Genomic DNA, 24,698 nt, shown 5'->3' on the forward strand with positions numbered 1-24,698 from the left:
TATGCCCGAAGAGTGTCAACTGGTCGACGTCGCCAGGACGTTTCCTACCCTGCATATCGACCTGAAGTATGCCACGGCCGACAACATTACCGGCCGCCCTGTCTACCGCGAGGCGCGCTGTCTGCTGCATCCGGATGCTATAACCGCGCTGGCGAAAGCGATAAGTATTGCCGACCTCGCAGGTTTACAGCTGCTGGTGTATGACGCCTATCGCCCGCAAGCGGCCCAGGCTCGCCTGTGGGAGGCATGCCCGGATCCGCAATACGTGGTGGATGTCTCTACCGGCTCGAACCACAGCCGCGGTACGGCTATCGACGTCACGCTGATGGACGCCCGCGGGGCGGTGCTGGATATGGGGGCGGGCTTTGACGAAATGCACGACCGCTCTCACGCCTTTCACCCCTCCGTTCCGCCAGAGGCGCAGCGCAACCGTCTGCTGCTGAACGGCATCATGGCCGGCGGGGGATTTGTTGGCATCAGTTCCGAATGGTGGCACTTCGAGCTGCCGCTTGCTGCCAGCTATCCGCTGCTTGAAGACCGTTTCGCCTGTTTTTGACGCACACCCTTTTACTCGCTGGAGCCTTGCTATGAACGCACTCAACCTGTTTCGCCCCGCGCTGATTGCCGCGGCCCTCGCCCTGGCGCTCCCTGCCGCTCAGGCCGCGGTGCCGAAAGATATGCTGGTCATTGGTAAAGCCGCCGACCCGCAAACCCTCGATCCGGCCGTGACCATCGATAATAACGACTGGACGGTGACCTACCCCTCTTATCAACGTCTGGTGCAGTACAAGCCGGGCTCAACGGAGATTGAAGGCGATCTTGCCAGCGGCTGGAAAGCATCCGAGGACCAGAAAACCTGGACCTTCACCCTGCAAGACAACGCCCGTTTCGCCGATGGCACCCCGGTCACCGCTGAGGCAGTCAAGGCCTCGTTTGAGCGGCTGCTGAAAATTGGTCAGGGACCGGCAGAGGCCTTCCCTAAAGATTTGCAAGTCGAAGCGGTGGATGCGCACACGGTGAAATTCATTCTGAACCAGCCGTTTGCGCCATTCCTCTATACGCTGGCCAACGATGGGGCCTCGATTATTAACCCGGCGGTCCTGAAAGCTAACGCGGCGGATGATGCGCGCGGATATCTGGCGCAACACACGGCCGGCTCCGGCCCATTTATGTTGAAAAGCTGGCAGAAAGGCCAGCAGTTAATCCTGGTACCCAACCCGCACTGGCCGGGGAAAAAACCGGCGTTTAAGCGCGTATCGGTGAAGATCATCGGTGAGAGCGCATCTCGTCGTCTGCAGCTTTCGCGGGGTGATATCGATATCGCCGATGCCCTGCCGGTGGATCAGCTGACCGCCCTGAAGCAGGAGGGCAAAGTGGCCGTGGCCGAGTACCCCTCCCTGCGGGTGACCTACCTCTACCTGAACAACAGCAAAGCGCCACTGAACCAGGTCGATCTGCGCCGGGCCATCTCCTGGTCTACCGATTATCAGGGGATGGTGAAAGGGATCCTGAGCGGCAACGGTAAGCAGATGCGCGGCCCCATTCCTGAGGGGATGTGGGGCTTTGACGCTACGGCCCAGCAGTACAGTCTGGACGAAGCCAAGGCCAAAGCGGCGCTGGAGAAGGTGAAAGAGAAACCGGCCAGCCTCACCTTCCTCTACTCAGATAACGATCCGAACTGGGAGCCGATCGCCCTCTCTACCCAGGCCAGCCTCGGTAAGCTCGGTATTAACGTCAAGCTGGAAAAACTGGCGAACGCCACCATGCGGGATCGCGTAGGCAAAGGCGATTACGACATGGCGATCGGTAACTGGAGCCCGGATTTCGCCGACCCGTACATGTTTATGAACTACTGGTTCGAATCGGACAAAAAAGGGCTGCCGGGTAACCGCGCTTTCTATGAGAACAAAACGGTCGATTCGCTGCTGCAAAGTGCGCTGAAGACCACCGACCAGGCCGAACGGACCAAAGATTACCAGCAGGCGCAGAAGATCGTGATCGACGAAGCGGCCTACGTCTATCTGTTCCAGAAAAACTACCAGCTGGCGATGAACAAAGAGGTCAAAGGTTTCACCTTTAACCCGATGCTTGAGCAGGTGTTCAACATCGCCACGATGAGCAAATAAGCGTGAGCCGGCGCCGGGGACCCGGCGCCGCAGGAGGGGCGTATGACATTCTGGAGCATTGTGCGGCAGCGCTGCTGGGGGCTTATCCTGGTCGTGGCTGGCGTCTGTATCATCACCTTTATTATTTCGCACATGATCCCCGGCGATCCGGCGCGTCTGCTGGCAGGCGACCGCGCCAGTGAGGAGATTGTGCAAAATATTCGGCTGCAGCTAGGGCTCGACCAGCCGTTATATGTGCAATTTGGCCACTACGTGAATGCGCTGGCACACGGCGATCTGGGGACGTCGATACGCACTGGCCGCCCGGTGGCGGAGGAGCTGAAGGCGTTCTTCCCGGCGACCCTCGAACTGGCGTTCTGCGCCCTGTTGCTGGCGCTGCTCATTGGCGTGCCGCTCGGGATTTTGTCGGCTGTTTACCGTAACCGCTGGCTGGATCATCTGGTGCGCCTGATGGCCATCACCGGTATTTCGACCCCCGCTTTCTGGCTAGGGCTGGGGGTGATTGTTCTCTTTTACGGTCAGCTACAAATTCTGCCCGGCGGCGGCAGGCTTGACGACTGGCTGGATCCCCCTGCTCATTTCACCGGCTTCTACCTGATAGATGCGCTGATCGAAGGCAACGGCGAAGTCTTCTTTAATGCGCTTCAGCACCTGATTTTACCCGCCCTGACCCTGGCCTTTGTCCACCTGGGGATTGTGGCGCGGCAGATCCGCTCGGCGATGCTGGAACAGTTGAGCGAGGATTATATTCGTACCGCCCGCGCCAGCGGTCTGCCGGGCTGGTACATCATTATGCGCTATGCCTTGCCGAACGCGATGATCCCGTCCATCACCGTGCTGGGGCTGGCGCTGGGCGACCTCCTCTATGGCGCGGTGCTGACCGAAACCGTCTTTGCCTGGCCGGGAATGGGGGCCTGGGTGGTGACCTCGATTCAGGCGCTGGATTTTCCGGCAGTAATGGGCTTTGCGGTGGTGGTATCGCTGGCCTACGTGATAGTCAATCTGGTGGTGGATCTGCTCTATCTGTGGATCGACCCCCGTATCGGGCGCGGAGGTGCTGAATGATGTTAAGCCAGGAAACGCCAGTGACCGTAAAGGCCACGCCGCCCCGCATCGACTGGGCAAAAATAATATGGCTGCTGCGCCAGAGTCCGCTGACGCTGGTGGGCGGGCTGATCATGCTCTTGATGCTGCTGTTAATGATCCTGTCACCCTGGATTGTCCCGCACGACCCGAATGCGCTCGATCTCACCGCGCGTTTACAGGCGCCGTCGGCGAGCCACTGGTTTGGTACCGATGAGGTCGGACGCGATCTGTTTAGCCGGGTGCTGGTGGGTAGCCAACAATCTATCGCCGCGGGGCTGGCGGTGGTGGTAATCGCCGGTGGCATTGGCTCACTGCTGGGCTGTTTCTCCGGTGTCATCGGCGGACGTGGCGACGCCATCATTATGCGCGTCATGGACATTATGCTGTCGATCCCCTCGCTGGTCCTCACCATGGCGCTGGCCGCGGCCCTGGGGCCAAGCCTGTTCAACGCCATGCTTGCGATTGCTATCGTCCGTATTCCGTTTTATGTGCGCCTGGCGCGCGGTCAGACGCTGGTGGTACGCCAGTTCACCTATGTGCAGGCGGCGCGCACCTTTGGCGCGTCACGCTGGCATTTGATCAGCTGGCATATTCTGCGCAATGCCCTGCCGCCGCTTATTGTCCAGGCATCGCTGGATATCGGCAGCGCCATCCTGATGGCGGCCACGCTAGGATTCATCGGGCTTGGGGCTCAGCAGCCCACCGCTGAATGGGGGGCGATGGTGGCCGTTGGCCGTAATTATGTGCTCGATCAGTGGTGGTATTGCGCCTTTCCGGGTGCGGCCATTCTGATTACCGCCGTGGGTTTTAACCTGTTCGGCGACGGCATTCGCGACCTGCTTGATCCGAAATCGGGAGGAAAACAGTAATGGGAGACGCAGTCTTAGCCATCGACAATTTACACCTGAGCTTCCCTGTTTTTCGCGGTGAAGTGCATGCTCTGAACCGCGTCTCGCTGGAGGTCAAGCGCGGCGAAATCGTGGGGGTGGTAGGCGAATCGGGCTCCGGTAAATCGGTTACCGCCATGCTGGCAATGCGCCTGCTGCCTGAGGGGAGTTATCGCATTCACAGCGGTCAGGTGACGCTGCTCGGGGAGGACATGCTCACTGCCCACGAAAAACAGCTGCGCCAGTGGCGTGGCGCCCGGGTGGCGATGATTTTTCAGGAGCCGATGACCGCCCTTAACCCGACCCGGCGCATCGGCCGACAAATGATGGAGGTGATCCGCCAACACCAGTCGCTCTCCCGCCGCGAGGCGCAGCAAAAGGCCATTTCGCTACTGGAGGAGATGCAGATCCCCGATGCGGCGCGGGTGATGGATCGCTACCCGTTCGAACTCTCAGGGGGGATGCGCCAGCGGGTGATGATCGCCCTGGCCTTCTCCTGCGAGCCGGATCTGATTATCGCCGATGAACCCACCACCGCGCTGGATGTGACCGTCCAGCTGCAGGTGCTGCGGTTGCTGAAGCATAAAGCCCGCGCCAGCGGCACCTCGGTGCTGTTCATTAGCCACGATATGGCGGTCGTTTCGCAACTCTGCGATCGACTGTATGTCATGTATGCCGGAAGCGTGATCGAAACGGGGGCGACCGATGCCCTGATTGCCCATCCGGTGCATCCCTACTCTATCGGCCTGCTGCAGTGCGCCCCGGAAAATGGCGAACCGCGCGAAATGCTGCCGGCGATCCCCGGCACCGTACCCAACCTGACCCGTTTGCCCACGGAGTGCGCGTTTCGCGAACGCTGCTTCGCCGCCGGGGCACAATGTAGCCAGATACCGCCGCTCTCACCGCACGGTGCCACCGGCCAGCTCGCGGCCTGCTGGTATCCGCAACTGGAGACTCGTCATGTCTGAAGTATTACTTGAGCTTAATCGCGTGCATGTGAATTTTCCGGCGCGGAAAAACTGGCGGGGACGGGTGACAGAACAGGTTCATGCCCTGAACGGGCTCGATTTGCAGATCAAACGCGGTGAAACCCTGGGGGTGGTCGGGGAGTCGGGGTGCGGTAAAAGCACCCTTGCCCAACTGCTGATGGGCATGCTGAAGCCCAGCACCGGCGAATGCTGCCACCATGACCGCAGCGGGATGCAGATGGTGTTTCAGGATCCGCTCTCCTCCCTCGATCCGCGCCTGCCGGTCTGGCGGATCATCACGGAACCCGTGTGGATAAAAACGCGCAGTAACGAACGCGCCCGCCGCAGTCTGGCCGAAGCGCTGGCGCAACAGGTGGGGATTCGCCCCGAATATCTCGATCGTCTACCGCATGCCTTTTCTGGCGGGCAGCGCCAGCGAATCGCCATTGCCAGGGCATTGTCATCGGACCCCGATATCATCGTGCTGGATGAGCCTACCAGCGCGCTGGATATTTCTGTGCAGGCACAGATTCTGAATCTGCTGGTCAATTTACAGCGTGAGCGGACGCTAACCTATGTGCTGATTTCCCATAATGTCTCGGTGGTCCGGCACATGAGTGACCGGGTGGCGGTGATGTATCTGGGGCAGATCGTTGAGCTGGGCGAGACACAGCAGGTACTGAATAGCCCGTCCCACCCTTACACCCAGCTGCTGCTGGACTCGGTACCGAAAACCGGCGCGCCGCTGGATGATGCTCTGGCATTGCGAAAAACCGATCTGCCGGGCAATCGTCAGCTGCCGACGGGCTGCTATTTCCGCGACCGCTGTCCGTTGGCCACCGCAGGCTGCGAACAGCCGCAGGCGCTTGCCACGGTTTCGGGTGGCCGGGCGGTGCGCTGTTGGCGTAAGCTTGAGTAATGCGTTTATTACTTGTTTTGGCCTTTTTACCCTCCCTGATCTGGGCGGCACCGCTGGTGCCGCCGCCGGGGTTTACCCGCCCCCTCCCGCACACCCTGGCCGGAAAGTGTGTCGATCTGCCTGCCCCCTGGACCGGGGCGCTGGATTTTCCCAGTAAATATGCAGGTTCAGACAGCGCGCGCGCCACCCTGAACCCTACAGCGGAACGCGCGTTTCGCGCCCAGACCCAACCTATTGTCGACTTTGAACGCGGTATCTCGACCATGGTCTGGCGCTATAAACAGAGCGGCGATACCGCCACGCTCAACTGTCTCCTGAAGGGTTATCGCGCGTGGGCCCGCGCGGGGGCATTAACCTCAACCCAGACCAACCATACCGGGCGGGCAATGCGTAAATGGGCGCTGGCCACACTCGCTACAGGCTGGCTGGCGCTACAACCGCAGCCTGAAGACGCGCAGGTTGCGCACTGGCTCGGAGAACTGGCGGACCTGGTGGTGGCAGACTGGGACGGTCTGGCGCTGCAAAAAACCAATAATCACAGCTACTGGGCAGCCTGGGCGGTGATGGCCACGGCGGTTGCGCTCGACCGTCAGGATCTGTACGACTGGTCAATAAAGGTGTTTCGCCTTGCCGCCGGGCAGATCGCCGCCGATGGGCAGCTACCTAACGAACAAAAACGCGGTGCACGCGCGCTGGCTTATCATAATTACGCCCTGCAACCGCTGGTGATGATCGCCAGCTTTGCTGCGGCGAACGGGCAGGATCTGCTGAAGGAGAATCATGGTGCCCTGAGGCGGCTGGCGGGATACGTTCTGAGCCAGAGAGAAACCGATCCGGTGTGGCTGGCGCCCTGGTGCAATCTGACCCGGTGTAATGCCACGACGCGCGCCCTGCGTGACGCCCGTCAACCGCTTGAAAGCCGCCGTCTCGGCGGCAATCTCACGCTTATTTATGCGCCCTAGATCTGCGCCATACCGCCATCGACAAACAGTTCGGTGGCATTGATAAAGCTGGCGGCATCGGAGGCCAGGAAGGCCACGACTTTACCCACCTCTTCCGGTTCGCCAATGCGTTGCAGCGGGACCTGAGCGGCCAGCGCGTCGAACAACCCCTGGCGCTGCTCTTCCGGTACCAGATCGCCAAGTCCTGGGGTTTTAATCGGGCCTGGGCTTACCACGTTAATCCGCACACCGCGCCCCTGTAAATCCAGCGCCCAGGAGCGGGCAAAGTTACGTACCGCCGCCTTGCTGGCGCTGTAAACACTGAAATTAGCCGTTCCCATCACCGAGACCGTAGAGCCGGTCAGGATCACCGAAGACCCATTCGACAGTAGCGGCAGCGCCTTCTGTACGGTAAAGAGCACGCCGCGCACGTTAGTGGCGAAAATACGGTCAAAATGTTCTTCGGTAATTTCTCCCAGCGGCAACATGTCGCCGCCGCCCGCGTTGGCAAAGAGGATATCCAGCCGCCCGGCCTGTTCTGCGATCTGTCCATAAACCTTATCGAGGTCGGCAAGCTGCGATGCGTCTGCGCGGATGCCGGTGGCAGCATCGCCCAGCGCGGTCAGCGCTTTCTCCAGCTCGGCTTCGCGACGACCGGTGATGTACACCTTCGCCCCCTGCGCAATTAACTCTTTGGCCGTTGCCAGACCGATGCCGCTGGTGCCGCCGGTGACGAGTGCGATTTTTCCATTCAGTGCGTTGTTCATGTGATTTACCTTGTGGTTGCGTTTGTAACTTTCTGTGGGGCTAATCTAACGCTTGCCGGATTAGAGAAAAATTAGCAAAAATGGAAATGACTCTTTCTGTGTGTGCATAATCGAGGGCTGGCGGTGGATCAATTATTGGCAATGCGCGCGTTTGCGCGAGTGGTAGAAAGCGGGAGTTTTACCCGGGCGGCAGACTCGCTGAATATGCCCAATGCGACCCTCAGCAAACTGGTGAAATCGCTGGAGGCGCATCTGGGCGTACAATTATTACAGCGCACCACCCGTCGGGTAAACGCTACGCCTGAAGGACGCGAGTATTACGAGAAAGCCTCACGAGTGCTGATTGATATTGAAGATATCGACACCGCCTTTAATACGGCAAAACAGCAGCCTCAGGGGCAACTGCGCATCGACGTGGGTGGCTCAACGGCGCGGGATGTGCTCATCCCTGCGCTGCCAGATTTTATGCGCCAGTATCCCGGCATCCGCCTGGAGCTTGGCGTGGCCGACCGGCCGGTTGATTTGATCCGCGGCAGCGTGGATTGCGTGATCCGCGGCGGTGCGCTGGAAGACTCGTCACTGATTGCGCGGCATATCGGTAATGCGGAGATGGTGACCTGCGCCACGCCCGCCTATCTGAAGCACCACGGCACCCCCGCCTATCCCGAAGAGCTACGCAATGGCCACCGGCTGGTGAGCTATCTCTCCCCGGTCACTGGCCGTCCTTTTCCCTTTCGTTTTACCGACGAGGATGGGGTACGGGAAATGGTGATGCCCCATGCTATCGGCATCAATGAGAGCAATGCTCACCTGGCTGCAGCGGTGGCAGGTATGGGGATTGTGCAGACTTTTCGCTATTCGGCTGGTGAATTGATACGGGAAGGGAAACTGGTTGAGATTTTGGTGAAATGGCGACCGCCACGTTATCCGTTTTATGTGGTCTATCCACAAAACCGGCATGTGACGCATCGGTTGCGGGTATTAATCGACTGGCTGACGGCAATCTTCCCCGAGGGATTGAATGGTCCGGGGCGTTGATGGATAGCCGGGCGCGCGGCCCGGCCAGACCATTAATTCAGTTTATAGTCCAGGGTGATCTCAGCGTTCAGCACCTGCGACACCGGGCAACCGGCTTTGGCCTTCTGAATAATGCCGTCGAACTGCTGTGGATCAATGCCAGGCACAGTCACTTTACTCTCCAGGGCAATTTTGCTGATGGCAAAACCGCTGTCCGTTTTATCCAGTGACACTACCGCTTTGGTATCAATGGAATCGGCTGTGTAACCCGCTTCGCCCAACATCAGCGAAAGCGCCATTGAGAAACAGGCTGCATGCGCCGCGCCGATCAGTTCTTCCGGGTTGGTACCGGCCGCCCCTTCAAAGCGAGTATTGAAGCCGTAAGGCTGCTGGTTGAGCACGCCGCTTTCGGTAGAAACCGTCCCTTTACCGCGTTTGATGTCACCAGACCAGTGTGCCGAACCGTGTTTATGAATCGTCATGCTTGTTCTCCTTTTGACATACAAAGGGTTAAGTATAGACCACCCTTTTTGCCTGACCCGAAACACGGATAATTCTTGTTAATTGCGCAGATGTTGTTCAACTGCGTCAAGGAAAAGGCGCAGCGCGGCGGGCTGGTATTCGCGTGACTGATAGATGCCGAAAATAGACAAGGGCTTAGGCGTGAGTTCGGGCAATACCGGCACCAGTTCACCCTGCGCCAGCGCAGCCTGCGCCTCCTGCTCGGGCAGCATGGCAATTCCGCAGTGGGCTACCGCAGCAGCCAGTAAGAGCGATGAGATACTGGCGCTGAGATTCCCCCCGACGGCTACGCTCAGCCCCTCCCCCTCAGGGGTGATAAATTGCCAGGACTGCCCGGCAAAAAAGCTGTAATGCAGACAGTTATGCTGAGCTAATGCCTGCGGGTGCTGCGGTGTGCCATGAGTAGCCAGATAGTGCGGCGAGGCGCAGAGCACTGACCTACAGCGCCCCAGCTTACGGGCAATCATGCCCGGCTCCGGGTTATCCGTGATGCGAATAGCGACGTCGATCCGTTCACCCACCAGGCTGACCGGGTGATTATTCACATCCAGCTCGACGCGCACCTGCGGGTAGCGCGCCAGAAAATCAGGCAAAATGGGGGCAAGCATATGGAGGGCGGTAAAATGGGCGCAGGCGACGCGTAACGTACCGGAGGGCAGATCGCGGGGCGCATGGCCTTCGATCTCGTGCGACAGCTGCGCCAGCGTACGGGTTTTCTGCAGCACGTTCTCCCCTGCCGCCGTCAGCGTGAGCTTACGGGTCGAGCGGTTCACCAGCCGGGTTCCGGCCCACTTCTCCATCTGTTCCAGATAGCGGCTCACCATCGGGCGTGAAATGCCCAGCGCACGGGCTGCCGCGCTCAGGCTCCCCAGTTCACATATGCGGTTATAGACCTGAGCGGCAATGACGCGATCCATGAAAACTCCATTTGTTCGATTTATGAAACTAAGCATGTCTTGTTTCAGTAATTCTGGCAAATGCGCTGAAGGGTACAATAGCGGCTTTGTTGCTAACCGAGACCCGAAGATGAAGCTTACCCACCTTGCCGTACTGTGCACCCTTATCACCCCCGCCGCCTTTGCAGCCCCCTTAACCGTAGAGAGCTATAACCCGCAGGAGAACGCGATTTTCGCGGTCTCATCCACGCTGGTTTATGGCCCGAAAGAGGCGGTCCTTTTTGATGCGCAGTTCAGCGTGAAAGATGGCGAAGCGCTGGTCGAGAAAATTCGTCGCAGCGGCAGGAAGCTGAACAAAATTGTGATCACCTCCGGCGACCCGGATTTCTACTTTGGTCTGCAGCCGCTGGTGAAGGCCTTCCCGGAGGCCAAAATTCTGGCAACCCGGCAGGTAGTGGATCACATTAACGCCACCAAAGAGGCAAAACTGCAATTCTGGGGACCGCAGATGAAAGACGGTGCGCCGACTACTCTGTACGTGCCGCAGGTGCTGGCCTCCACAACTTTTATGATCGACGGCGAAAAAGTGTCGATAGAGCATGCTGACGATTACGCGGCTTACGTCTGGATCCCGTCCGCGAAAACCATCCTGGGGGGAACCGGCGTTTCCTGGGGCATCCACGTCTGGACGGCGGATACGCAAACCAAAGAATCCCGCCAGCAGTGGCAACAGACGCTGGCGGCGATGGCGGCCCATCAGCCAGAGCGGGTCATTCCGGGCCATTACCTCGGCACGCCGCCTGCGGGAGTGGAGGCGATTCGTTTTACTCAGCATTATCTTGCCCAGTTTGAAACTGCCCTGGCGCAGCATAAAACATCGGCGGATGTGATTAACACCATGAAAAAAGCCTATCCTGACCTGGCTGAAGTTAGCTCGCTTGAGTTAAGCGCCAAAGTGAATACCGGCGAAATGAAGTGGTAATAAGCTAACCTCCTCCTGCTATAGTGAATAATTCGTATAGCAGGAGGAATGATGCAAACGACAGTAAGAGGTATTGACCACATAGGTATTACGGTGCCTGATATTGAACAAGCTACGTTATTTTTAGAACAGGCACTGGACGCGCGCGTTTTATATCGCTCTGTCGAACCCGGCAGCGAGAATATCGACCCTGAGGCGCAGCAGCATACGTTAAGATTATTCCCCGGCACGGAAATACGCGCCATCCGCATGCTGGCCTTGCCGCACGGCCCCGGTATCGAACTCTTTGAAATGCACGGCCCACACCAACAGTCCCCCGCCCGCCCCAGCGATTTTGGCCTGCAGCACTTTGCTGTCTATGTCGATGATTTTTCGCAGGCAATCAGCCGTTTTACCGCAGCCGGCGGCGAAATATTTACCGAACCAAAAGCGCTCTCTTTTCCCGCTGAAAAAGGAGAAGGTAATGCGTTTTGTTATGGTAAAACCCCATGGGGGAGCGTGATTGAATTGATCTCGTGGCCTTCGCCAATGCCTTATGAAAAATATACGGAACGGCGTCGCTGGAAGCCATAATATATTCTCCAAATACAGCTTGATGATATTTTTATTTCCAGGACGAATCTTAAACACAGCGGTAAAAATATTTGTCATTCTGAATGCGTATTATGTTTTTGCGAGCCGTACCATTAAACAGAGAACGACACGGAGGCAACATGTTTAATTATTATTCTGCGACCAACTCTTCCGCACAGCCGGAACTGGTAAATGCCATTGCACAGGGTTTACGTGCCGAAATGGGTGCTGTCACCGAAGATGACATTTTGATGGAGCTGACCAAATGGGTCGAAGCGTCAGACAATGACATCCTCAGTGATATCTACCAGCAGACCATTAACTACGTGGTTAGCGGTCAGCACGCAGCTTTATAAAAGCCTGCTAAGCTCAATGGGCAACCTTCAGGGTTATATTTCGTTTGCGTAAGCAGACTGGTCCTTAAAACTATCAACAGGATTGAGGAGTTAAGATGAAATCGAACCGTCAGGCACGTCACATTCTGGGGCTGAACTACAAACTCTCTAACCAGAGAAAAGTGGTGATTGAAAACAATCAGGAGTCAGTTACCACCCATGCGACCGGCAGGAAGCGCCACGCAGACAAATAAAGCACACACTGTGATGCGAAACGCCATCGATTTTATCGGTGGCGTTTTTGTTTCCAGAGTGCGGAAATTAATATTCACCTCATTTATACTACCCCCCACCGCAGCCCTGAAGCCAGGCCATCGATGCTGAAAAACGACAATGCCAGGGACCGGATATTCAAAAATTAAGTGAGTGACATGGACAACAAACTGAAAAAACATCGTTCCCTTTACATCCCCTATGCCGGCCCTGTCCTGCTGGAGTTCCCGCTTCTGAACAAGGGCAGCGCCTTTAGCCTGGAAGAGCGCAGCAACTTCAACCTGCTCGGCCTGTTGCCCGAAGTGGTAGAAACCATTGAAGAACAGGCGGAACGCGCCTGGATCCAGTACCAGGGCTTCAAGACTGAAATTGATAAACACATCTACCTACGCAATATTCAGGACACCAACGAAACCCTCTTCTATCGCCTGGTACAAAACCATCTCGAAGAGATGATGCCGGTCATCTACACCCCGACCGTTGGCGCCGCCTGCGAACGTTTCTCTGAAATTTATCGTCGTTCCCGCGGGGTGTTCATCTCTTACCAGAATCGTCACAACATGGACGATATTCTGCAGAACGTGCCGAATCACAACATTAAAGTCATTGTGGTCACAGACGGGGAGCGCATCCTCGGCCTGGGGGATCAGGGCATTGGCGGAATGGGGATCCCTATCGGCAAGCTGTCGCTCTACACCGCCTGTGGCGGCATCAGCCCGGCGTATACCCTGCCGGTAGTTCTGGATGTGGGCACCAATAATCCGCAGCTGCTCAACGACCCACTCTATATGGGCTGGCGTCACCCGCGTATTACCGATGAAGAGTATTATCAGTTTGTGGACGACTTCATCCAGGCGGTTAAACATCGCTGGCCGGACGTGCTGTTGCAGTTCGAAGATTTTGCCCAGAAGAACGCCATGCCGCTGCTTAACCGCTATCGCGATGAGATCTGCTCTTTCAACGATGACATCCAGGGCACCGCTGCCGTCACGGTGGGTACCCTGATCGCCGCCAGCCGTGCGGCAGGCAGTCAGCTGAGTTACCAGAAGATCGTCTTCCTGGGCGCGGGTTCTGCCGGGTGTGGTATCGCCGAGCAAATTATCGCCCAGACCCAGCGGGAAGGATTAAGCGAAGAGCTGGCCCGTTCACGCGTCTTTATGGTGGATCGGTTTGGTCTGCTGACCGACGCGATGCCAAATCTGCTGCCGTTCCAGAGCAAACTGGTGCAGAAGCGCGACAACCTCAAAAACTGGGATACCGACAACGAAGTCCTCTCCCTGCTGGACGTGGTGCGTAATGTTAAGCCGGATATCCTGATTGGCGTCTCTGGCCAGACGGGTCTCTTTACCGAAGAGATCATCCGCGAGATGCACAAATATTGCGCTCGCCCGATCGTGATGCCGCTCTCTAACCCGACATCTCGTGTGGAAGCGACGCCGCAGGACATTATCGCCTGGACCGAAGGGAACGCGCTGGTCGCGACCGGCAGTCCGTTTGCGCCGGTGGTGTGGAAGGATAAAACCTACCCGATTGCCCAGTGCAATAACTCCTACATTTTCCCGGGTATCGGCCTTGGAGTCATTGCCTCCGGTGCTTCGCGCATTACTGACGAGATGTTGATGTCAGCCAGTGAAACCCTGGCCAAGCACTCTCCTCTGGTCAATAACGGAGAGGGGCTGGTCCTGCCTGAGCTGAAGGATATCCATGTGGTCTCCCGCGCAATTGCGTTTGCCGTGGGCAAGATGGCGCAACAGCAAGGCGTGGCGGTGAAGACCTCCGCCGATGCGTTGCAGCAGGCGATTGATGATAATTTCTGGATGCCGGAGTACCGGAGTTATCGTCGTACATCGATTTAAGATCGTAACGGTAACGTCGGTTGTCATGCCAGTCAGTTAAGCAATCCGGCGTTGCTAAGACAGTAGAGTGGAAAGGTTCCGTTCACTAAGGCATCTCTGCGTTATGCCGCTTCCTCTGCGGTGAACGGAACAATTCCACCTGCTTAACCGATCGGCAATGACAACCTCGGTTGCCGTTTTTTTTGCTGACGCTCTGTGCCTTACCCGTTACTTTGCCCTTTCACCGCTAGCCAAAACCCTTCCGTCCCGCTACACTCCCCTTACCCATAAATCTAATGAATATATAAGGAGGCTAATTATGCTGTACTGTGAAATCTTTCTGTTTTCACGTACTTATGGTGATCGCACCTGCTCAAGCGTTATCGATATCGTGCTGCGATAACTTCGGCTTGAGCGAAGATACCATTCACTAAACCCTTCTCTCGGGCTTACCGGGTTATCGTCAGCGTTGTTTGACGCGGCATTTTCATGCCTGTAACTCTTGAGTAAGCAAATGAGCACATTACTAACTGCACAATCCCTTCGTGTTGATACAGCGTTTGGCACGCTTTTCGACAACCTCTCCTTTACGCTAAAAAAAGGCGACCGCATTGGTCTGCTGGGCGATAACGGCTGCGGGAAAAGTACCCTTCTGAAGATCCTCGACGGCACCGACTCCCCTCTTACGGGCACGGTGACGCTGGCCGGACACTGCCTGATGGCGCGAGTGGAACAGCACCTTCCGGAGGCGCTCTATCCGCTGTCGTTGCTGGACGCGGTGCTGGCACAACTCCCTGCACCCGAGCGTGACAGCCTGCGCTGGCGGGCAGAAACGTTACTTGCCGGCATGGGTTTTGCCAGTCAGGATCTGGCGTTAACGTCAGCGACGCTCAGCGGCGGGCAGCATACCCGTCTGCTGCTGGCGCGAGCGCTGATTCGCGAGCCCGATCTCTTGCTGCTGGATGAACCCAGTAATCACCTCGATCTGCCTACGCTGCTCTGGCTGGAGACGTTTTTACAGCGCTGGACGGGGAGCTTTGTGCTGGTTTCGCATGATAGACAACTGCTGGATGCGGTGACCAACGGCAGCTGGATCCTGCGCGACCAGCGCCTGCACTACTTCGCCCTTCCCTGCACCCAGGCGCGCCGCGCACTCTCTGAGCAGGACGAAAGCGATGCACTTCGCCACAAAGCCGAGCAGAAAGAGATTGACCGGATCGCCGCCAGCGCCAAACGGCTGGCAACCTGGGGCAAGGTCTATGACAACGAAGATCTCTCCCGCAAAGCGAAGCAGATGGAACGTCAGGTCGAACGGCTTAAAGAGAGTCAGACCGATCTGACGGCAGGCTCACCCTGGACGTTAACCCTGCGTGGCGACGCCCTGCGTGCTGACCGTCTTCTGGAGATGACAACTCTTGCGGTGCCGCCCGCGCCGGGCCTGAGCCCGCTCTTTACGCTGGATAGCGCCCGGCTAAAAAGCGGCGACCGGGTAGCCATAGTCGGGCGTAACGGCTGCGGGAAATCATCGCTGATGAGGCTTATCTGGCAGCAATTTATCGCCGGGCAAGCCGCTGAGGCACTGAATATCCACCCGCGGGTTACGCTCGGTTATTACGACCAGACCCTGCTTCAACTGCCGGATGACGCCAGCCTGCTGGAAGCACTGGCGCCTTTCGCTGCCGATCCTCAGCGTCGCAAAATGGCCCTGATTAGCGCTGGCTTCCCGTGGATACGGCACGGTCAGGCTGTGAGTACCCTGAGCGGCGGCGAGCGTTCGCGGCTGCTGTTCGTTGGGCTGACGCTGGCGCGATTTAGTTTGCTGATGCTGGACGAGCCGACCAACCACCTGGACATGGAAGGCAAAGAGGCGCTGGCCGGGACCCTGGAGCAGTTCGAGGGCGGCGTACTGCTGGTGAGCCACGATCGTCAGTTAATACGCCAGAGCTGTAATCGCTTCTGGCTCATTGAGGACGGTAAGCTTAGCGAGTGGCATGATGCCGACGCGGTGTTTGAGCGTCTGCGCCATAGCGTCCAACTTCCGGCGGTAGCTGACGACTCCGTTGACGTTCAACACGAGGAAAACGAGGATTTGCTGGAACGGCTGATTGCGCTGGAGACACTGCTTGCAGAAGATCTGGCGCGCAAGCCTAAACATCAGAAACCCCTGCTGCAGGCGCAGTGGCGTGAGGCCATCGACAGGCTAACGGCACAGTTGTAAACCACAGCCCGGCGGCCTTGCGCCGCCGGGCTGCATAGCAGTTATTGCGCAGGTTTCGCTTTCCAGGCATCCCATGCCTGTTTAATTTCCTGCTTCGCGGTCGCGGCATCGTTAAAGCCATTCAGCTCCACTTTTTTGCGCCCTTCCGGCAACTCCTTATAGACGCGGAAAAAGGCTTCCAGACGTTGCTGCTCAATCTTCGGCAGATCGCTCAGCTCTTTAATGTCATCGTAGGTCGGGTCGATTTTGCTTGCCGGTACGGCCACGATTTTGTCATCTTTTTCACCGCCATCGATCATCTTCAGCACGCCAATGGCGCGCAGTTTGATCAGGGTGCCGGGCGCCATCGGCGCACGGGTATAAAACACCACGTCCAGCGGATCGCCATCCCCTGCCAGCGACTGGGTCAGGGAGCCATAGTTCGCCGGATAGGCCACCGGCATAGACTGGAAACGATCGGCAATGATAAAGCCCGTTTTGGCATCGGTTTCGTATTTAATAATCCCGCCAGCCGGGATTTCAGTGACCGCGTAAAACTCTTCCGGGTTATTCTCCGGCTGCGGGAATTCAAGAATATTTTGGGCCTGAACGGAGGCAGATAACAGCAGGCTCACGGCGAGCACTTTTTTGACCAGGTGCATTGTCTTTTAACTCTTTGGTTATTAGGAAGACAACACCTTACGGAGCAAAAATGTCAGAAACATGACGTTTTGTTGACGAAACCGATAGCCTACCATTCATCATAGTTATTAATCATTCAGCCCCTCCCACCAGGCAAAATACCGACTAAATTATTACATTATGTTGCTCTGCCCTTGCCGGATTGATTGAAAGAATTAATCCTTAAGAGGTATGTCGTTAGTACGATATGCCGGACCTGCCTCGCAGATCTCATCATGAACATGGAGAAACATATGAAAGCTGCAGTTGTGACAAAAGACCATCATGTGGACGTGACCGACAAAACTCTTCGCGCACTCAAGCATGGCGAAGCGCTGCTGAAGATGGAGTGCTGTGGCGTGTGCCATACCGATCTTCACGTTAAAAATGGCGATTTTGGTGACAAAACCGGGGTGATTCTCGGGCATGAAGGTATCGGGGTCGTGAAAGAAGTTGGGCCGGGCGTCACCTCCCTCAAGGTGGGTGACCGTGCAAGCGTCGCCTGGTTCTTTGAGGGATGTGGTCATTGCGAATACTGTAACTCGGGCAACGAAACCTTATGCCGCACGGTAAAGAACGCCGGCTATTCAGTGGACGGAGGCATGGCGGAAGAGTGCATCGTTACCGCCGACTACTCGGTCAAGGTGCCGGACGGTCTGGGGTCGGCCGAAGCCAGCAGCATTACCTGCGCCGGAGTGACTACCTACAAAGCAGTGAAGATTTCAGACATCAAACCCGGCCAGTGGATTGCTATTTATGGCCTGGGCGGCCTGGGGAACCTGGCGCTGCAATACGCTAAGAATGTCTTTAACGCCAAAGTGATTGCCATTGATGTCAATGACGAACAGCTGAAGCTGGCGGCGGAGATGGGGGCCGATCTCACCATCAACTCGCGCACCGAAGATGCGGCTAAAATCGTTCAGGAGAAGGCCGGTGGTGCCCATGCTGCCGTGGTGACCGCAGTGGCAAAAGCGGCCTTCAACTCAGCGGTGGATGCCGTGCGTGCCGGTGGCCGCGTGGTTGCCGTAGGCCTTCCACCCGAAGCGATGAGCCTGGACATTCCACGTCTGGTGCTGGATGGCATCCAGGTCGTAGGCTCTCTGGTGGGCACGCGCCAGGATCTGACCGAAGCGTTCCAGTTTGCTGCAGAAGGAAAAGTGGTACCGAAAGTGGCCCTGCGTCCGCTGGGTGATATCAACGCCATTTTCAAAGAGATGGAACAGGGCCAGATCCGTGGCCGTATGGTGATTGATTTCCGCCAGTAAGTCTTAACCCTCGTCTTAGGACGAGGGTGCTTTCAGTTAGAACTGCGCCTGTCGGCAATCCACTCCTGCACTTCAATCTGAAAGGTATCCGGCGCTTTACGGAACATCTTGCGTGCCAGATCCAGAATGGTATGCCGGGATAACTCCTCTTCCATCCGCTGCTGCGCACTGTCCATCACCGCACGGACGCCGCACGGCCCTTCGCAGGCCCAGGCGGGAGGGGCTTCATCAAACAGCGCCAGCCGCTGTCGCACTTCGCGACATTCGAACATGTTCTTCTGGCCATCGATGGCATGCGCCACGTCCAGCACGGTGATCAGCTCGGCCGCACGCGCCAGCTTAAACCCCCCGCCCTTACCTTCGGTGCTGATGACCAGCCCGGCGCGGGAGAGGCGCGTAAATATTTTGCCCAGGTAGTCATAAGGCACGCCCTGCAGTTCGGCCATTTCCCGCACGCTCATTTCGCGCTCATTGCCCTTTGCATCCACCATGCACATCAGGCTGTGAATACCGTATTCCACACCGGAACTGTAAAAGGCCATGCGTAACTCCGTAATGTTTAATCCTGGTTAGTATAGCGTTAGCGTCCTTCTGAAAACTAGCCCGAACCAGATCGCAGCCCTAACCTATTATTTAACAAGAAAATTTAGTGCAATCCAAACTTCGTGCTTGCGCTTAACTCAGAAAACTATTGTCGCAGTTAACTGCGACAAGTATAGTTGGAGTCAGGTCAGACATAGAGCCTGACGCGTTTAAGGAACGAAGATGAAGAAGCAACTTTTGATTGTGGGCAGCGGCTTTGCCGGAATGTGGGCGGCGGTCAGTGCTGCGCGTGTAGCTGAACTGAATAGCAGCGATGACCTTCATATCGCCGTGCTGGCCCCCGCCGCCGAGCTGCGCGTGCGTCCGCGTTTTTACGAGGAAAATGTCGCCGGGCTACGTGCCCCATTAAGCGACCTCTATGCCGAGCTTGATGTCGAATTTATCGCAGGCCACGCAGAACGCATTGATACTACTGAAAATACGGTATGGTACCGCGCACAGGATGGCGGCACGTCGCTCAGGAACTATGACCGTGTGATCCTGGCAACCGGCAGCCAAATCCGTCGTCCTGCCATTAACGGCCTGGCAGAGTATGCTTTTGATATCGACCAGATGGAATCTGCGCAAATCTTTGAAAAACACCTCGACGAACTGGTCAATCAACCAGCGAGCCTTGCGCGAAATACGGTGGTGGTCTGCGGTGGCGGTTTTACCGGCATTGAGCTGGCGACCGAATTACCGGCACGTCTGCGTGCACGTCTTGGTGATGATACCCAGACCAGAGTTATCGTAGTTGAGCGCGGTGATAAAATCGGCGGACGTTTCAGCGAGGCATTGAGTCAGGTCATCGCGGAAGCCAGCATCGGGCTGGGCGTTGAATGGCGCGTGAACAGCGAAGTTGAGTCCATCGACGCGACGGGCGTAACGCTAAAAGGCGGCGAACATATTGAATCGTCTACCGTGGTCTGGACCGCCGGTGTGGAGGCGCATCCCCTCACCCAGCAGATCAGCGCTGAACGCGATGCGCAGGGGCGTCTGCGCGTAAACGATTTACTGCAAATCCCGGCCCTTCCCGACGTCTATGCCACCGGCGATACGGCACATGCGAAAACCGACGAGCTCGGCAATACCGCACTGATGACCTGCCAGCATGCGATCCAGCTTGGGAAATTCGCCGGTCATAATGCGGCGGCCAGCCTGCTGAACGCCGCGCCTCACCCTTATCGTCAGGTTAATTATGTTACCTGTCTGGATCTCGGGGGCTGGGGCGCGGTCTACACAGAGGGCTGGGAACAGGCGGTGAAGAGCGTGCGTGAGGAGGCGAAAAAAATCAAAATCGCCATTACTAACGAACTCATCTACCCACCGGCGGCAAACCGCGCAATTGCCTTTGCCGCCGGCGATCCGCTGGCAAAATTTGTTTAATACCGCCAACCGCCCTCATGGGCGGTTGTTTTACATTCTGCATGAAACCAGACGGGCCTGAAAAGCATCAGGCTACCGCGCTGGCGCTGGAATGAGCCCCTTTAGATTTCCGATATCCGTACATCAATAAACAGGACATTGCGGCAAACGACAGCAGGGCTGCGGGCAGCGTGACATAGTCCCAGCTGTAGCCAAGCGTAATCATCAATCCACCGAACCAGGCCCCAATTGCGCTGCCAAGGTTAAAGGCCACCTGGCCGCCTGCCGCCCCCAGCAATTCCCCGCCTTTGGCGTTTTGCAGTAACAAAATCTGCAACGGCGCAGAGAGTGCAAAGAGTCCGGCGCAGCAGATAAAGCCCATCACCAGCGAGGCGGTTTGGTTCTCACCGAAAGTGAACAGCAGCAAGAGGGACAAGACAATCACCAGGTCTGTCGTGGCGGCAATGCGCAGCGGGCTGAAACGTCCTGATAACTTGCCGCTGAGCAGGTTGCCGAGCACCATCCCCAGCCCCATCAGCATCATGATGAAGGTCATAAACAGGTCAGAGAAACCGGAGACATTAACCATGAAGGGTTTAACGAAGCTAAACCAGGCAAACACCCCTGCGTTGCCAAACATGGTCGCGGCAAAGATCAGCCAGGGCTCAGGTTTCTTCAAAAAATGGAACTGCTCGGTGAGGCGGGCTTCGCTTTTATCGTAGAGCTTAGGCACCCATAAGACTATGGAAAGAATCACCAGCGCATCGAAAAGCGCAATCAGGGCGAAGGTGTAACGCCAATGATAGGTCTGGCCAATCCAGGTGCCCAGCGGCACGCCCATCAGATTGGCCACCGTCATGCCGGCAATCATTCCGGATACGGCCAGCGTGACTTTACCCGGCGGCGCGATTTTAGAAAGAAGAATGGCCCCGACGCCAAAGAAAGCACCATGCGGAAGACCCGAGATCAGACGGCCCAGCGCCAGCATGGTATAGGAGTTTGCGCAGGTGAAAATGGCATTACCTGCCACGCAGAGCGCCACCAGAAAGAGCAGCGTGCTCTTCAGGGAAAACTTACTGGAGAAGAGCGCGATGATCGGCGCGCCAATCACTACGCCAAAAGCGTAAAACGAGATCATATTGCCCGCAGAGGGAATGGAGATCCCGGTATCCTGCGCCAGTTCAGTTAACACACCCATAATGCCAAATTCGGCCATACCCAGGCCGAAGGTGCCAAGTGCCAACGAAAAAATGATTTTTTTCATACCACGACCACTTGTTAATAAATTGCAACGCGCATTATCGGCCAATCTTACTGTGTGAGCCAGTTCAAAACTGTCCGCTGACCGTTTCATCCATTATTTCGGGTAGGGTGTGAATATTTTCCGCCAGCCTGCCACGCCACGATTACACTTCAAGGTGTTAGCACGCAATGAACCTGCAACTCTATTGAGGATCGCAACATGGCAGAGAAGAAAAAGAGCAAGGCCGCCGCGGATGCCACTCCCACTGCACCGCTTAAAAACAAAGCGTATGAAAAAGAGCTGCGCCGACTGCACGTGGAACTGGTTAAATTGCAGCAGTGGGTGGTCGCAAAAGGGTTAAAAGTCTGCATCGTCTTTGAAGGGCGAGATGGTGCCGGTAAAGGCGGTACCATCAAAGCCATTACCGAGCGCGTCAGCCCGCGGGTATTTCGGGTGGTGGCTCTCCCTGCCCCAACCGAAAAAGAGAAAAGCCAACTCTACATGCAGCGCTATGTGCCTCATCTGCCTTCTGCCGGCGAGATCGTCATCTTTGACCGCAGCTGGTATAACCGCGCCGGTGTAGAGCGAGTGATGGGGTTCTGTACCGAGGATCAAGTAGAAAAATTTCTTGATGGCACCCCGGTAATGGAAAAGGCCATGGTGGATGCAGGCATTATCTTGCTGAAGTATTGGCTTGAGGTTACGCCGAAAGAGCAAGAGCGCCGGCTTCGCGATCGTATTAACGACGGGCGCAAGACCTGGAAGCTCTCCCCGATGGATATTAAATCCTTCAATATGTGGGATGAATATACCGCCGCCCGTGACGCCATGTTTGAAGCCACCGACACCGCCTGGGCGCCCTGGTTTGTGGCGCGTTCAGAAGATAAAAAGCGCGTTCGCCTGAATATTATTTCGCATCTGCTGTCACAGATTCCGTATAAAGATCTGCATATTAAGCCGATGGATTTACCGAAGCGAAAAATAGGCAAGATAAAACCGACGAAATATCCGTTCAGGTATATTGCGGAGCGCTTCTAAAATTACTGGAAGACGCCTCGCAAGAATCACTCTTGCCAGGAGAAGTGCTATTGTCTTTTGTCGGCTGCGGTTGATAATAACCGCACCAACACAGGAGGTGAAAAATGAAAGCAAACGAGAAAGAAAATCGCTGTACTCAGCAGCATCTAAGCCCAGTGATGCCGCTTCCCGCCTTGCACAAAGATGATAAATTACCGCCAGGCCAGCACGACAAAGAATTTATTAAAGCTATGAATGCGTTTACAGCAAAAGCGGGGCTATTGTCAGATGATCCCTATTTCGGAGGGATTTGATGGGATATCAGTTCGATATTTACCGCAACCCATCGGGCAGGACTTGCGAGTATCAACCCTATTTTATGATCATTCAACATGATTGGTATGACGACTTATCAACGAGGCTTATTATACCATTAAGTTATCGTATTCATCTGAATAGCCATATTCACTCTGCAACTCCTCTGGTTAACATTGAATTCGAGAAGTTGTTCCTGAATACACCTGGTATGACTCATATAGATAAAAATAAGCTCAATAAGAAAAACTATGTCTGTAATTTACAGAGTGCACGAGGTCGTGTTATCGCAAGCATTGATGCTTTAATCACCAATACATGACCCGCAAAGCGCCGCCGGACTCTGCCGACGGCGCACGGCCGGGTTAGTTTATCCCCTTTTCACTCTCTTTCTTCGCTTCCAGACGTTCCACATCCCGATACCAGCGCGGATGGTGTTTCTTCGCCCAGCGGCGGCTTACCTTCCCTTCAATCATCCCCTTAATCGACCCTTTAACCCAGAAAGCCATATACATATGGATCAGAATGGCATGGATCAAAATAATGGCAGACGTCGCGTGGATCAGCAGGCTATAACGCACCAGCTGAATCGGGAATAAGTGGGCAAAATAAGGACGCCAGATTATGACGCCCGTCACCAGCAGCACAAAAATCATGCTCATGATGGTCCAGAACATCATTTTTTGCCCGGCGTTATATTTCCCCACTTTTGCGACTTTATGTTCGTTCCCTTTCAGGACCTCAACAATCCCCTTCACCCACGGAATATCCTGCTTGTCCGGAATGTTATGGTGTACGAAGCGCACGAACATAAACATCAGCGCCACGAAGATCAGCACGCCGAAGAACGGATGCAGAATGCGCCCCATCTGCGGGGTACCGAAGGTTTCGGTCAGCCACTGTAGCGTCGGGAAGAAGAACGAAATTCCCGATACCGCCACCAGGAAGAAGCAGATCACCACCGTCCAGTGACAGGCGCGGTCGATAAATTTCGTGCGCACAATCATCTTTGACTTACTCATGATGCTCCTCCTCGTCGTCATCCACCTCTTTGTTCGGACCAATGCCAATATAGTGATAAATCAGCCCGGCAAAGGTGGCGATAAAGCCCGCCGCAGAGAGGGGTTTCAACGCCCCTTTCCACAGGTTGATCGAAGTATCGATCGCCGGGTCTTTCGGCAGATTGTGGTATAGCTCCGGCTGGTCGTTGTGGTGCAACACATACATCACGTGTGTCCCCCCGACCCCCTGTGGATTGTAGATCCCCGCGTTGGCGTAACCGCGCGCTTTTAACTTGTCGACGCGCTGCTGCGCCACTTCCAGCATCTCTTTTTTGGTCCCGAAGTGAATGGCGCCCGTAGGACAGGTCTTCACGCAGGCCGGCTCTTGCCCAACGCTGACGCGATCCACACACAGGGTGCATTTATAGACCCGGTTATCCTCTTTATTAAGACGTGGGACGTTAAACGGACAGCCCGCAATGCAGTAGCCGCAGCCGATACAGTTGTCCTGCTGAAAATCCACGATGCCGTTGGCGTACTGAATAATCGCGCCGGCAGACGGGCAAGCCTTGAGGCAGCCCGGATCTTCGCAGTGCATACAGCCATCTTTGCGGATCAACCACTCCAGCTTGCCGTTCTGGTCGGTTTCGCTAAAGCGCATCACCGTCCAGGATTTGGCGCTCAAATCCGCCGGGTTATCGTAGACCCCGACGCAATGGCCCACTTCGTCACGGATATCATTCCACTCTGAACACGCCACCTGGCAGGCTTTGCAGCCCACACAGGATGACACATCGATAAGCTTGGCAACTTCGGCCTTGTAATCCCGCGCGCGGGGCGCGGGAGTGATGCCATTAGTCGCGGAGCGTTTAATAATGTCTTGTGTTTCCATCGCCATCTTATCG

Annotated in this window: 27 protein-coding genes; 19 read left to right on the forward strand and 8 right to left on the reverse strand. The window is 56.2% G+C overall.

Features of this window, described 5'->3' with window-relative positions:
- Window position 1 precedes the first annotated feature (1 nt).
- The 7 genes from ddpX to B2Q93_RS02435 are packed head-to-tail and all read left to right on the forward strand — an operon-like array spanning window position 2 to window position 6,948.
- Entirely contained in the window at window positions 2–556 is a 555-nt protein-coding gene (gene ddpX, locus B2Q93_RS02405; protein WP_212476069.1) for a D-alanyl-D-alanine dipeptidase, read from the forward strand.
- 31 nt (window positions 557–587) lie between these two features.
- Complete coding sequence (locus B2Q93_RS02410) at window positions 588–2,126, forward strand: ABC transporter substrate-binding protein (protein WP_286931715.1); 1,539 nt, start codon at window positions 588–590, stop codon at window positions 2,124–2,126.
- A gap of 42 nt (window positions 2,127–2,168) precedes the next feature.
- Complete coding sequence (locus tag B2Q93_RS02415; protein ID WP_040075672.1) at window positions 2,169–3,191, forward strand: ABC transporter permease; 1,023 nt, start codon at window positions 2,169–2,171, stop codon at window positions 3,189–3,191.
- Entirely contained in the window at window positions 3,188–4,081 is an 894-nt protein-coding gene (ddpC, locus tag B2Q93_RS02420; RefSeq protein ID WP_286931716.1) for a D,D-dipeptide ABC transporter permease, read from the forward strand. The genes B2Q93_RS02415 and ddpC overlap by 4 nt, the downstream gene beginning before the upstream one ends.
- The gene (locus B2Q93_RS02425; RefSeq protein ID WP_286931717.1) at window positions 4,081–5,067 is read left to right on the forward strand and encodes an ABC transporter ATP-binding protein; all 987 of its coding nucleotides are present in this window, start codon (window positions 4,081–4,083) and stop codon (window positions 5,065–5,067) included. Before ddpC ends, B2Q93_RS02425 begins: the two co-directional genes overlap by 1 nt.
- A complete protein-coding gene (locus B2Q93_RS02430) occupies window positions 5,060–5,986 on the forward strand; it encodes an oligopeptide/dipeptide ABC transporter ATP-binding protein (RefSeq protein ID WP_207293783.1) in 927 nt (308 codons plus the stop codon). The genes B2Q93_RS02425 and B2Q93_RS02430 overlap by 8 nt, the downstream gene beginning before the upstream one ends.
- Complete coding sequence (locus B2Q93_RS02435; RefSeq protein ID WP_286931718.1) at window positions 5,986–6,948, forward strand: mannuronate-specific alginate lyase; 963 nt, start codon at window positions 5,986–5,988, stop codon at window positions 6,946–6,948. The genes B2Q93_RS02430 and B2Q93_RS02435 overlap by 1 nt, the downstream gene beginning before the upstream one ends.
- Here B2Q93_RS02435 and B2Q93_RS02440 read toward each other — a convergent pair.
- Entirely contained in the window at window positions 6,945–7,694 is a 750-nt protein-coding gene (locus B2Q93_RS02440; protein ID WP_286931719.1) for an SDR family oxidoreductase, read from the reverse strand. The genes B2Q93_RS02435 and B2Q93_RS02440 overlap by 4 nt on opposite strands.
- 123 nt (window positions 7,695–7,817) lie before the next feature.
- On the opposite strand from B2Q93_RS02440, the gene B2Q93_RS02445 reads away from it, so the two are divergent.
- The gene (locus tag B2Q93_RS02445) at window positions 7,818–8,732 is read left to right on the forward strand and encodes a LysR family transcriptional regulator (protein ID WP_286931720.1); all 915 of its coding nucleotides are present in this window, start codon (window positions 7,818–7,820) and stop codon (window positions 8,730–8,732) included.
- Window positions 8,733–8,764: 32 nt separating this feature from the next.
- On the opposite strand, the gene B2Q93_RS02450 is transcribed toward B2Q93_RS02445, so the two are convergent.
- Window positions 8,765–9,193 carry an OsmC family protein gene (locus tag B2Q93_RS02450; protein WP_040075664.1) on the reverse strand — a complete coding sequence of 143 codons (429 nt, stop codon included), beginning with the start codon at window positions 9,191–9,193 and terminating at the stop codon, window positions 8,765–8,767.
- A 78-nt stretch (window positions 9,194–9,271) separates the two neighbouring features.
- The gene (locus tag B2Q93_RS02455) at window positions 9,272–10,150 is read right to left on the reverse strand and encodes a LysR family transcriptional regulator (RefSeq protein ID WP_046885435.1); all 879 of its coding nucleotides are present in this window, start codon (window positions 10,148–10,150) and stop codon (window positions 9,272–9,274) included.
- A gap of 109 nt (window positions 10,151–10,259) precedes the next feature.
- Between B2Q93_RS02455 and B2Q93_RS02460 the strand changes: the two genes are divergently transcribed.
- The 6 genes from B2Q93_RS02460 to B2Q93_RS02485 all read left to right on the forward strand — a co-directional run bounded on the left by B2Q93_RS02460 (window position 10,260) and on the right by B2Q93_RS02485 (window position 16,345).
- Window positions 10,260–11,111, forward strand: a complete 852-nt coding sequence (locus B2Q93_RS02460) for a Vmh family MBL fold metallo-hydrolase (RefSeq protein WP_286931721.1) — start codon at window positions 10,260–10,262, stop codon at window positions 11,109–11,111.
- Window positions 11,112–11,162: 51 nt separating this feature from the next.
- Window positions 11,163–11,684: a VOC family protein gene (locus B2Q93_RS02465; RefSeq protein ID WP_286931722.1), complete on the forward strand. Its 522-nt coding sequence runs from the start codon at window positions 11,163–11,165 to the stop codon at window positions 11,682–11,684.
- 140 nt (window positions 11,685–11,824) lie between these two features.
- Window positions 11,825–12,040 (forward strand): biofilm-dependent modulation protein, encoded by a 216-nt coding sequence (bdm, locus tag B2Q93_RS02470; protein WP_040075660.1) that lies wholly within the window; start codon window positions 11,825–11,827, stop codon window positions 12,038–12,040.
- Window positions 12,041–12,135: 95 nt separating this feature from the next.
- Entirely contained in the window at window positions 12,136–12,273 is a 138-nt protein-coding gene (gene sra, locus B2Q93_RS02475) for a stationary-phase-induced ribosome-associated protein (RefSeq protein ID WP_040075659.1), read from the forward strand.
- A gap of 177 nt (window positions 12,274–12,450) precedes the next feature.
- Window positions 12,451–14,148 (forward strand): NAD-dependent malic enzyme, encoded by a 1,698-nt coding sequence (locus B2Q93_RS02480; RefSeq protein ID WP_040075658.1) that lies wholly within the window; start codon window positions 12,451–12,453, stop codon window positions 14,146–14,148.
- 493 nt (window positions 14,149–14,641) lie between these two features.
- Window positions 14,642–16,345 (forward strand): ABC-F family ATP-binding cassette domain-containing protein, encoded by a 1,704-nt coding sequence (locus B2Q93_RS02485; protein ID WP_286931723.1) that lies wholly within the window; start codon window positions 14,642–14,644, stop codon window positions 16,343–16,345.
- Window positions 16,346–16,386: 41 nt separating this feature from the next.
- On the opposite strand, the gene B2Q93_RS02490 is transcribed toward B2Q93_RS02485, so the two are convergent.
- Window positions 16,387–16,986: an inorganic diphosphatase gene (locus tag B2Q93_RS02490; RefSeq protein WP_046885431.1), complete on the reverse strand. Its 600-nt coding sequence runs from the start codon at window positions 16,984–16,986 to the stop codon at window positions 16,387–16,389.
- A gap of 273 nt (window positions 16,987–17,259) precedes the next feature.
- Here B2Q93_RS02490 and adhP point away from each other — a divergent pair, with 273 nt between their 5' ends.
- Window positions 17,260–18,270, forward strand: coding sequence for an alcohol dehydrogenase AdhP (gene adhP, locus B2Q93_RS02495; RefSeq protein WP_040075655.1), 1,011 nt, complete (start codon window positions 17,260–17,262; stop codon window positions 18,268–18,270).
- Window positions 18,271–18,302: 32 nt separating this feature from the next.
- On the opposite strand, the gene B2Q93_RS02500 is transcribed toward adhP, so the two are convergent.
- Window positions 18,303–18,812, reverse strand: coding sequence for an RrF2 family transcriptional regulator (locus tag B2Q93_RS02500; RefSeq protein ID WP_286931724.1), 510 nt, complete (start codon window positions 18,810–18,812; stop codon window positions 18,303–18,305).
- Between the two features lie 223 nt (window positions 18,813–19,035).
- Here B2Q93_RS02500 and B2Q93_RS02505 point away from each other — a divergent pair, with 223 nt between their 5' ends.
- Window positions 19,036–20,238, forward strand: coding sequence for an NAD(P)/FAD-dependent oxidoreductase (locus B2Q93_RS02505; protein ID WP_286931725.1), 1,203 nt, complete (start codon window positions 19,036–19,038; stop codon window positions 20,236–20,238).
- A gap of 67 nt (window positions 20,239–20,305) precedes the next feature.
- Here the strand turns inward: B2Q93_RS02505 and araJ are convergent, their stop codons facing one another.
- Window positions 20,306–21,481: an MFS transporter AraJ gene (gene araJ / locus B2Q93_RS02510; RefSeq protein WP_286931726.1), complete on the reverse strand. Its 1,176-nt coding sequence runs from the start codon at window positions 21,479–21,481 to the stop codon at window positions 20,306–20,308.
- Window positions 21,482–21,679: 198 nt separating this feature from the next.
- Between araJ and ppk2 the strand changes: the two genes are divergently transcribed.
- From ppk2 to B2Q93_RS02525, 3 genes are all read left to right on the forward strand, one after another.
- Window positions 21,680–22,498, forward strand: coding sequence for a polyphosphate kinase 2 (ppk2, locus tag B2Q93_RS02515; protein WP_040075650.1), 819 nt, complete (start codon window positions 21,680–21,682; stop codon window positions 22,496–22,498).
- A gap of 104 nt (window positions 22,499–22,602) precedes the next feature.
- Window positions 22,603–22,791 carry a hypothetical protein gene (locus B2Q93_RS02520; RefSeq protein WP_286931727.1) on the forward strand — a complete coding sequence of 63 codons (189 nt, stop codon included), beginning with the start codon at window positions 22,603–22,605 and terminating at the stop codon, window positions 22,789–22,791.
- Window positions 22,791–23,114, forward strand: a complete 324-nt coding sequence (locus tag B2Q93_RS02525) for a CcdB family protein (protein WP_286931728.1) — start codon at window positions 22,791–22,793, stop codon at window positions 23,112–23,114. The genes B2Q93_RS02520 and B2Q93_RS02525 overlap by 1 nt, the downstream gene beginning before the upstream one ends.
- A gap of 43 nt (window positions 23,115–23,157) precedes the next feature.
- Here the strand turns inward: B2Q93_RS02525 and fdnI are convergent, their stop codons facing one another.
- Window positions 23,158–23,814: a formate dehydrogenase-N subunit gamma gene (gene fdnI / locus B2Q93_RS02530; RefSeq protein ID WP_286931729.1), complete on the reverse strand. Its 657-nt coding sequence runs from the start codon at window positions 23,812–23,814 to the stop codon at window positions 23,158–23,160.
- A complete protein-coding gene (fdxH, locus tag B2Q93_RS02535) occupies window positions 23,807–24,691 on the reverse strand; it encodes a formate dehydrogenase subunit beta (RefSeq protein ID WP_207293776.1) in 885 nt (294 codons plus the stop codon). The genes fdnI and fdxH overlap by 8 nt, the downstream gene beginning before the upstream one ends.
- Window positions 24,692–24,698: the final 7 nt, after the last annotated feature.

The organism is Leclercia sp. UBA5958 (assembly GCF_002430365.1).
GTDB classification, from domain to species: Bacteria; Pseudomonadota; Gammaproteobacteria; order Enterobacterales; family Enterobacteriaceae; genus Enterobacter; species Enterobacter pneumoniae.

Bases quoted from the DNA above. Each gene is read 5' to 3' on its own strand.
- B2Q93_RS02500 (WP_286931724.1), bottom strand. From the start codon at position 18,812: ATGGCCTTTTACAGTTCCGGTGTGGAATACGGTATTCACAGCCTGATG.
- ddpC (WP_286931716.1), top strand. From the start codon at position 3,188: ATGATGTTAAGCCAGGAAACGCCAGTGACCGTAAAGGCCACGCCGCCC.
- B2Q93_RS02485 (WP_286931723.1), top strand. From the start codon at position 14,642: ATGAGCACATTACTAACTGCACAATCCCTTCGTGTTGATACAGCGTTT.
- fdnI (WP_286931729.1), bottom strand. From the start codon at position 23,814: ATGAGTAAGTCAAAGATGATTGTGCGCACGAAATTTATCGACCGCGCC.
- B2Q93_RS02440 (WP_286931719.1), bottom strand. From the start codon at position 7,694: ATGAACAACGCACTGAATGGAAAAATCGCACTCGTCACCGGCGGCACC.
- B2Q93_RS02415 (WP_040075672.1), top strand. From the start codon at position 2,169: ATGACATTCTGGAGCATTGTGCGGCAGCGCTGCTGGGGGCTTATCCTG.
- B2Q93_RS02525 (WP_286931728.1), top strand. From the start codon at position 22,791: ATGGGATATCAGTTCGATATTTACCGCAACCCATCGGGCAGGACTTGC.
- fdxH (WP_207293776.1), bottom strand. From the start codon at position 24,691: ATGGCGATGGAAACACAAGACATTATTAAACGCTCCGCGACTAATGGC.
- B2Q93_RS02460 (WP_286931721.1), top strand. From the start codon at position 10,260: ATGAAGCTTACCCACCTTGCCGTACTGTGCACCCTTATCACCCCCGCC.
- B2Q93_RS02505 (WP_286931725.1), top strand. From the start codon at position 19,036: ATGAAGAAGCAACTTTTGATTGTGGGCAGCGGCTTTGCCGGAATGTGG.
- B2Q93_RS02430 (WP_207293783.1), top strand. From the start codon at position 5,060: ATGTCTGAAGTATTACTTGAGCTTAATCGCGTGCATGTGAATTTTCCG.
- B2Q93_RS02490 (WP_046885431.1), bottom strand. From the start codon at position 16,986: ATGCACCTGGTCAAAAAAGTGCTCGCCGTGAGCCTGCTGTTATCTGCC.
- B2Q93_RS02410 (WP_286931715.1), top strand. From the start codon at position 588: ATGAACGCACTCAACCTGTTTCGCCCCGCGCTGATTGCCGCGGCCCTC.
- bdm (WP_040075660.1), top strand. From the start codon at position 11,825: ATGTTTAATTATTATTCTGCGACCAACTCTTCCGCACAGCCGGAACTG.
- B2Q93_RS02450 (WP_040075664.1), bottom strand. From the start codon at position 9,193: ATGACGATTCATAAACACGGTTCGGCACACTGGTCTGGTGACATCAAA.
- araJ (WP_286931726.1), bottom strand. From the start codon at position 21,481: ATGAAAAAAATCATTTTTTCGTTGGCACTTGGCACCTTCGGCCTGGGT.
- ppk2 (WP_040075650.1), top strand. From the start codon at position 21,680: ATGGCAGAGAAGAAAAAGAGCAAGGCCGCCGCGGATGCCACTCCCACT.
- B2Q93_RS02455 (WP_046885435.1), bottom strand. From the start codon at position 10,150: ATGGATCGCGTCATTGCCGCTCAGGTCTATAACCGCATATGTGAACTG.
- adhP (WP_040075655.1), top strand. From the start codon at position 17,260: ATGAAAGCTGCAGTTGTGACAAAAGACCATCATGTGGACGTGACCGAC.
- B2Q93_RS02435 (WP_286931718.1), top strand. From the start codon at position 5,986: ATGCGTTTATTACTTGTTTTGGCCTTTTTACCCTCCCTGATCTGGGCG.
- B2Q93_RS02480 (WP_040075658.1), top strand. From the start codon at position 12,451: ATGGACAACAAACTGAAAAAACATCGTTCCCTTTACATCCCCTATGCC.
- B2Q93_RS02465 (WP_286931722.1), top strand. From the start codon at position 11,163: ATGCAAACGACAGTAAGAGGTATTGACCACATAGGTATTACGGTGCCT.
- B2Q93_RS02425 (WP_286931717.1), top strand. From the start codon at position 4,081: ATGGGAGACGCAGTCTTAGCCATCGACAATTTACACCTGAGCTTCCCT.
- sra (WP_040075659.1), top strand. From the start codon at position 12,136: ATGAAATCGAACCGTCAGGCACGTCACATTCTGGGGCTGAACTACAAA.
- B2Q93_RS02520 (WP_286931727.1), top strand. From the start codon at position 22,603: ATGAAAGCAAACGAGAAAGAAAATCGCTGTACTCAGCAGCATCTAAGC.
- ddpX (WP_212476069.1), top strand. From the start codon at position 2: ATGCCCGAAGAGTGTCAACTGGTCGACGTCGCCAGGACGTTTCCTACC.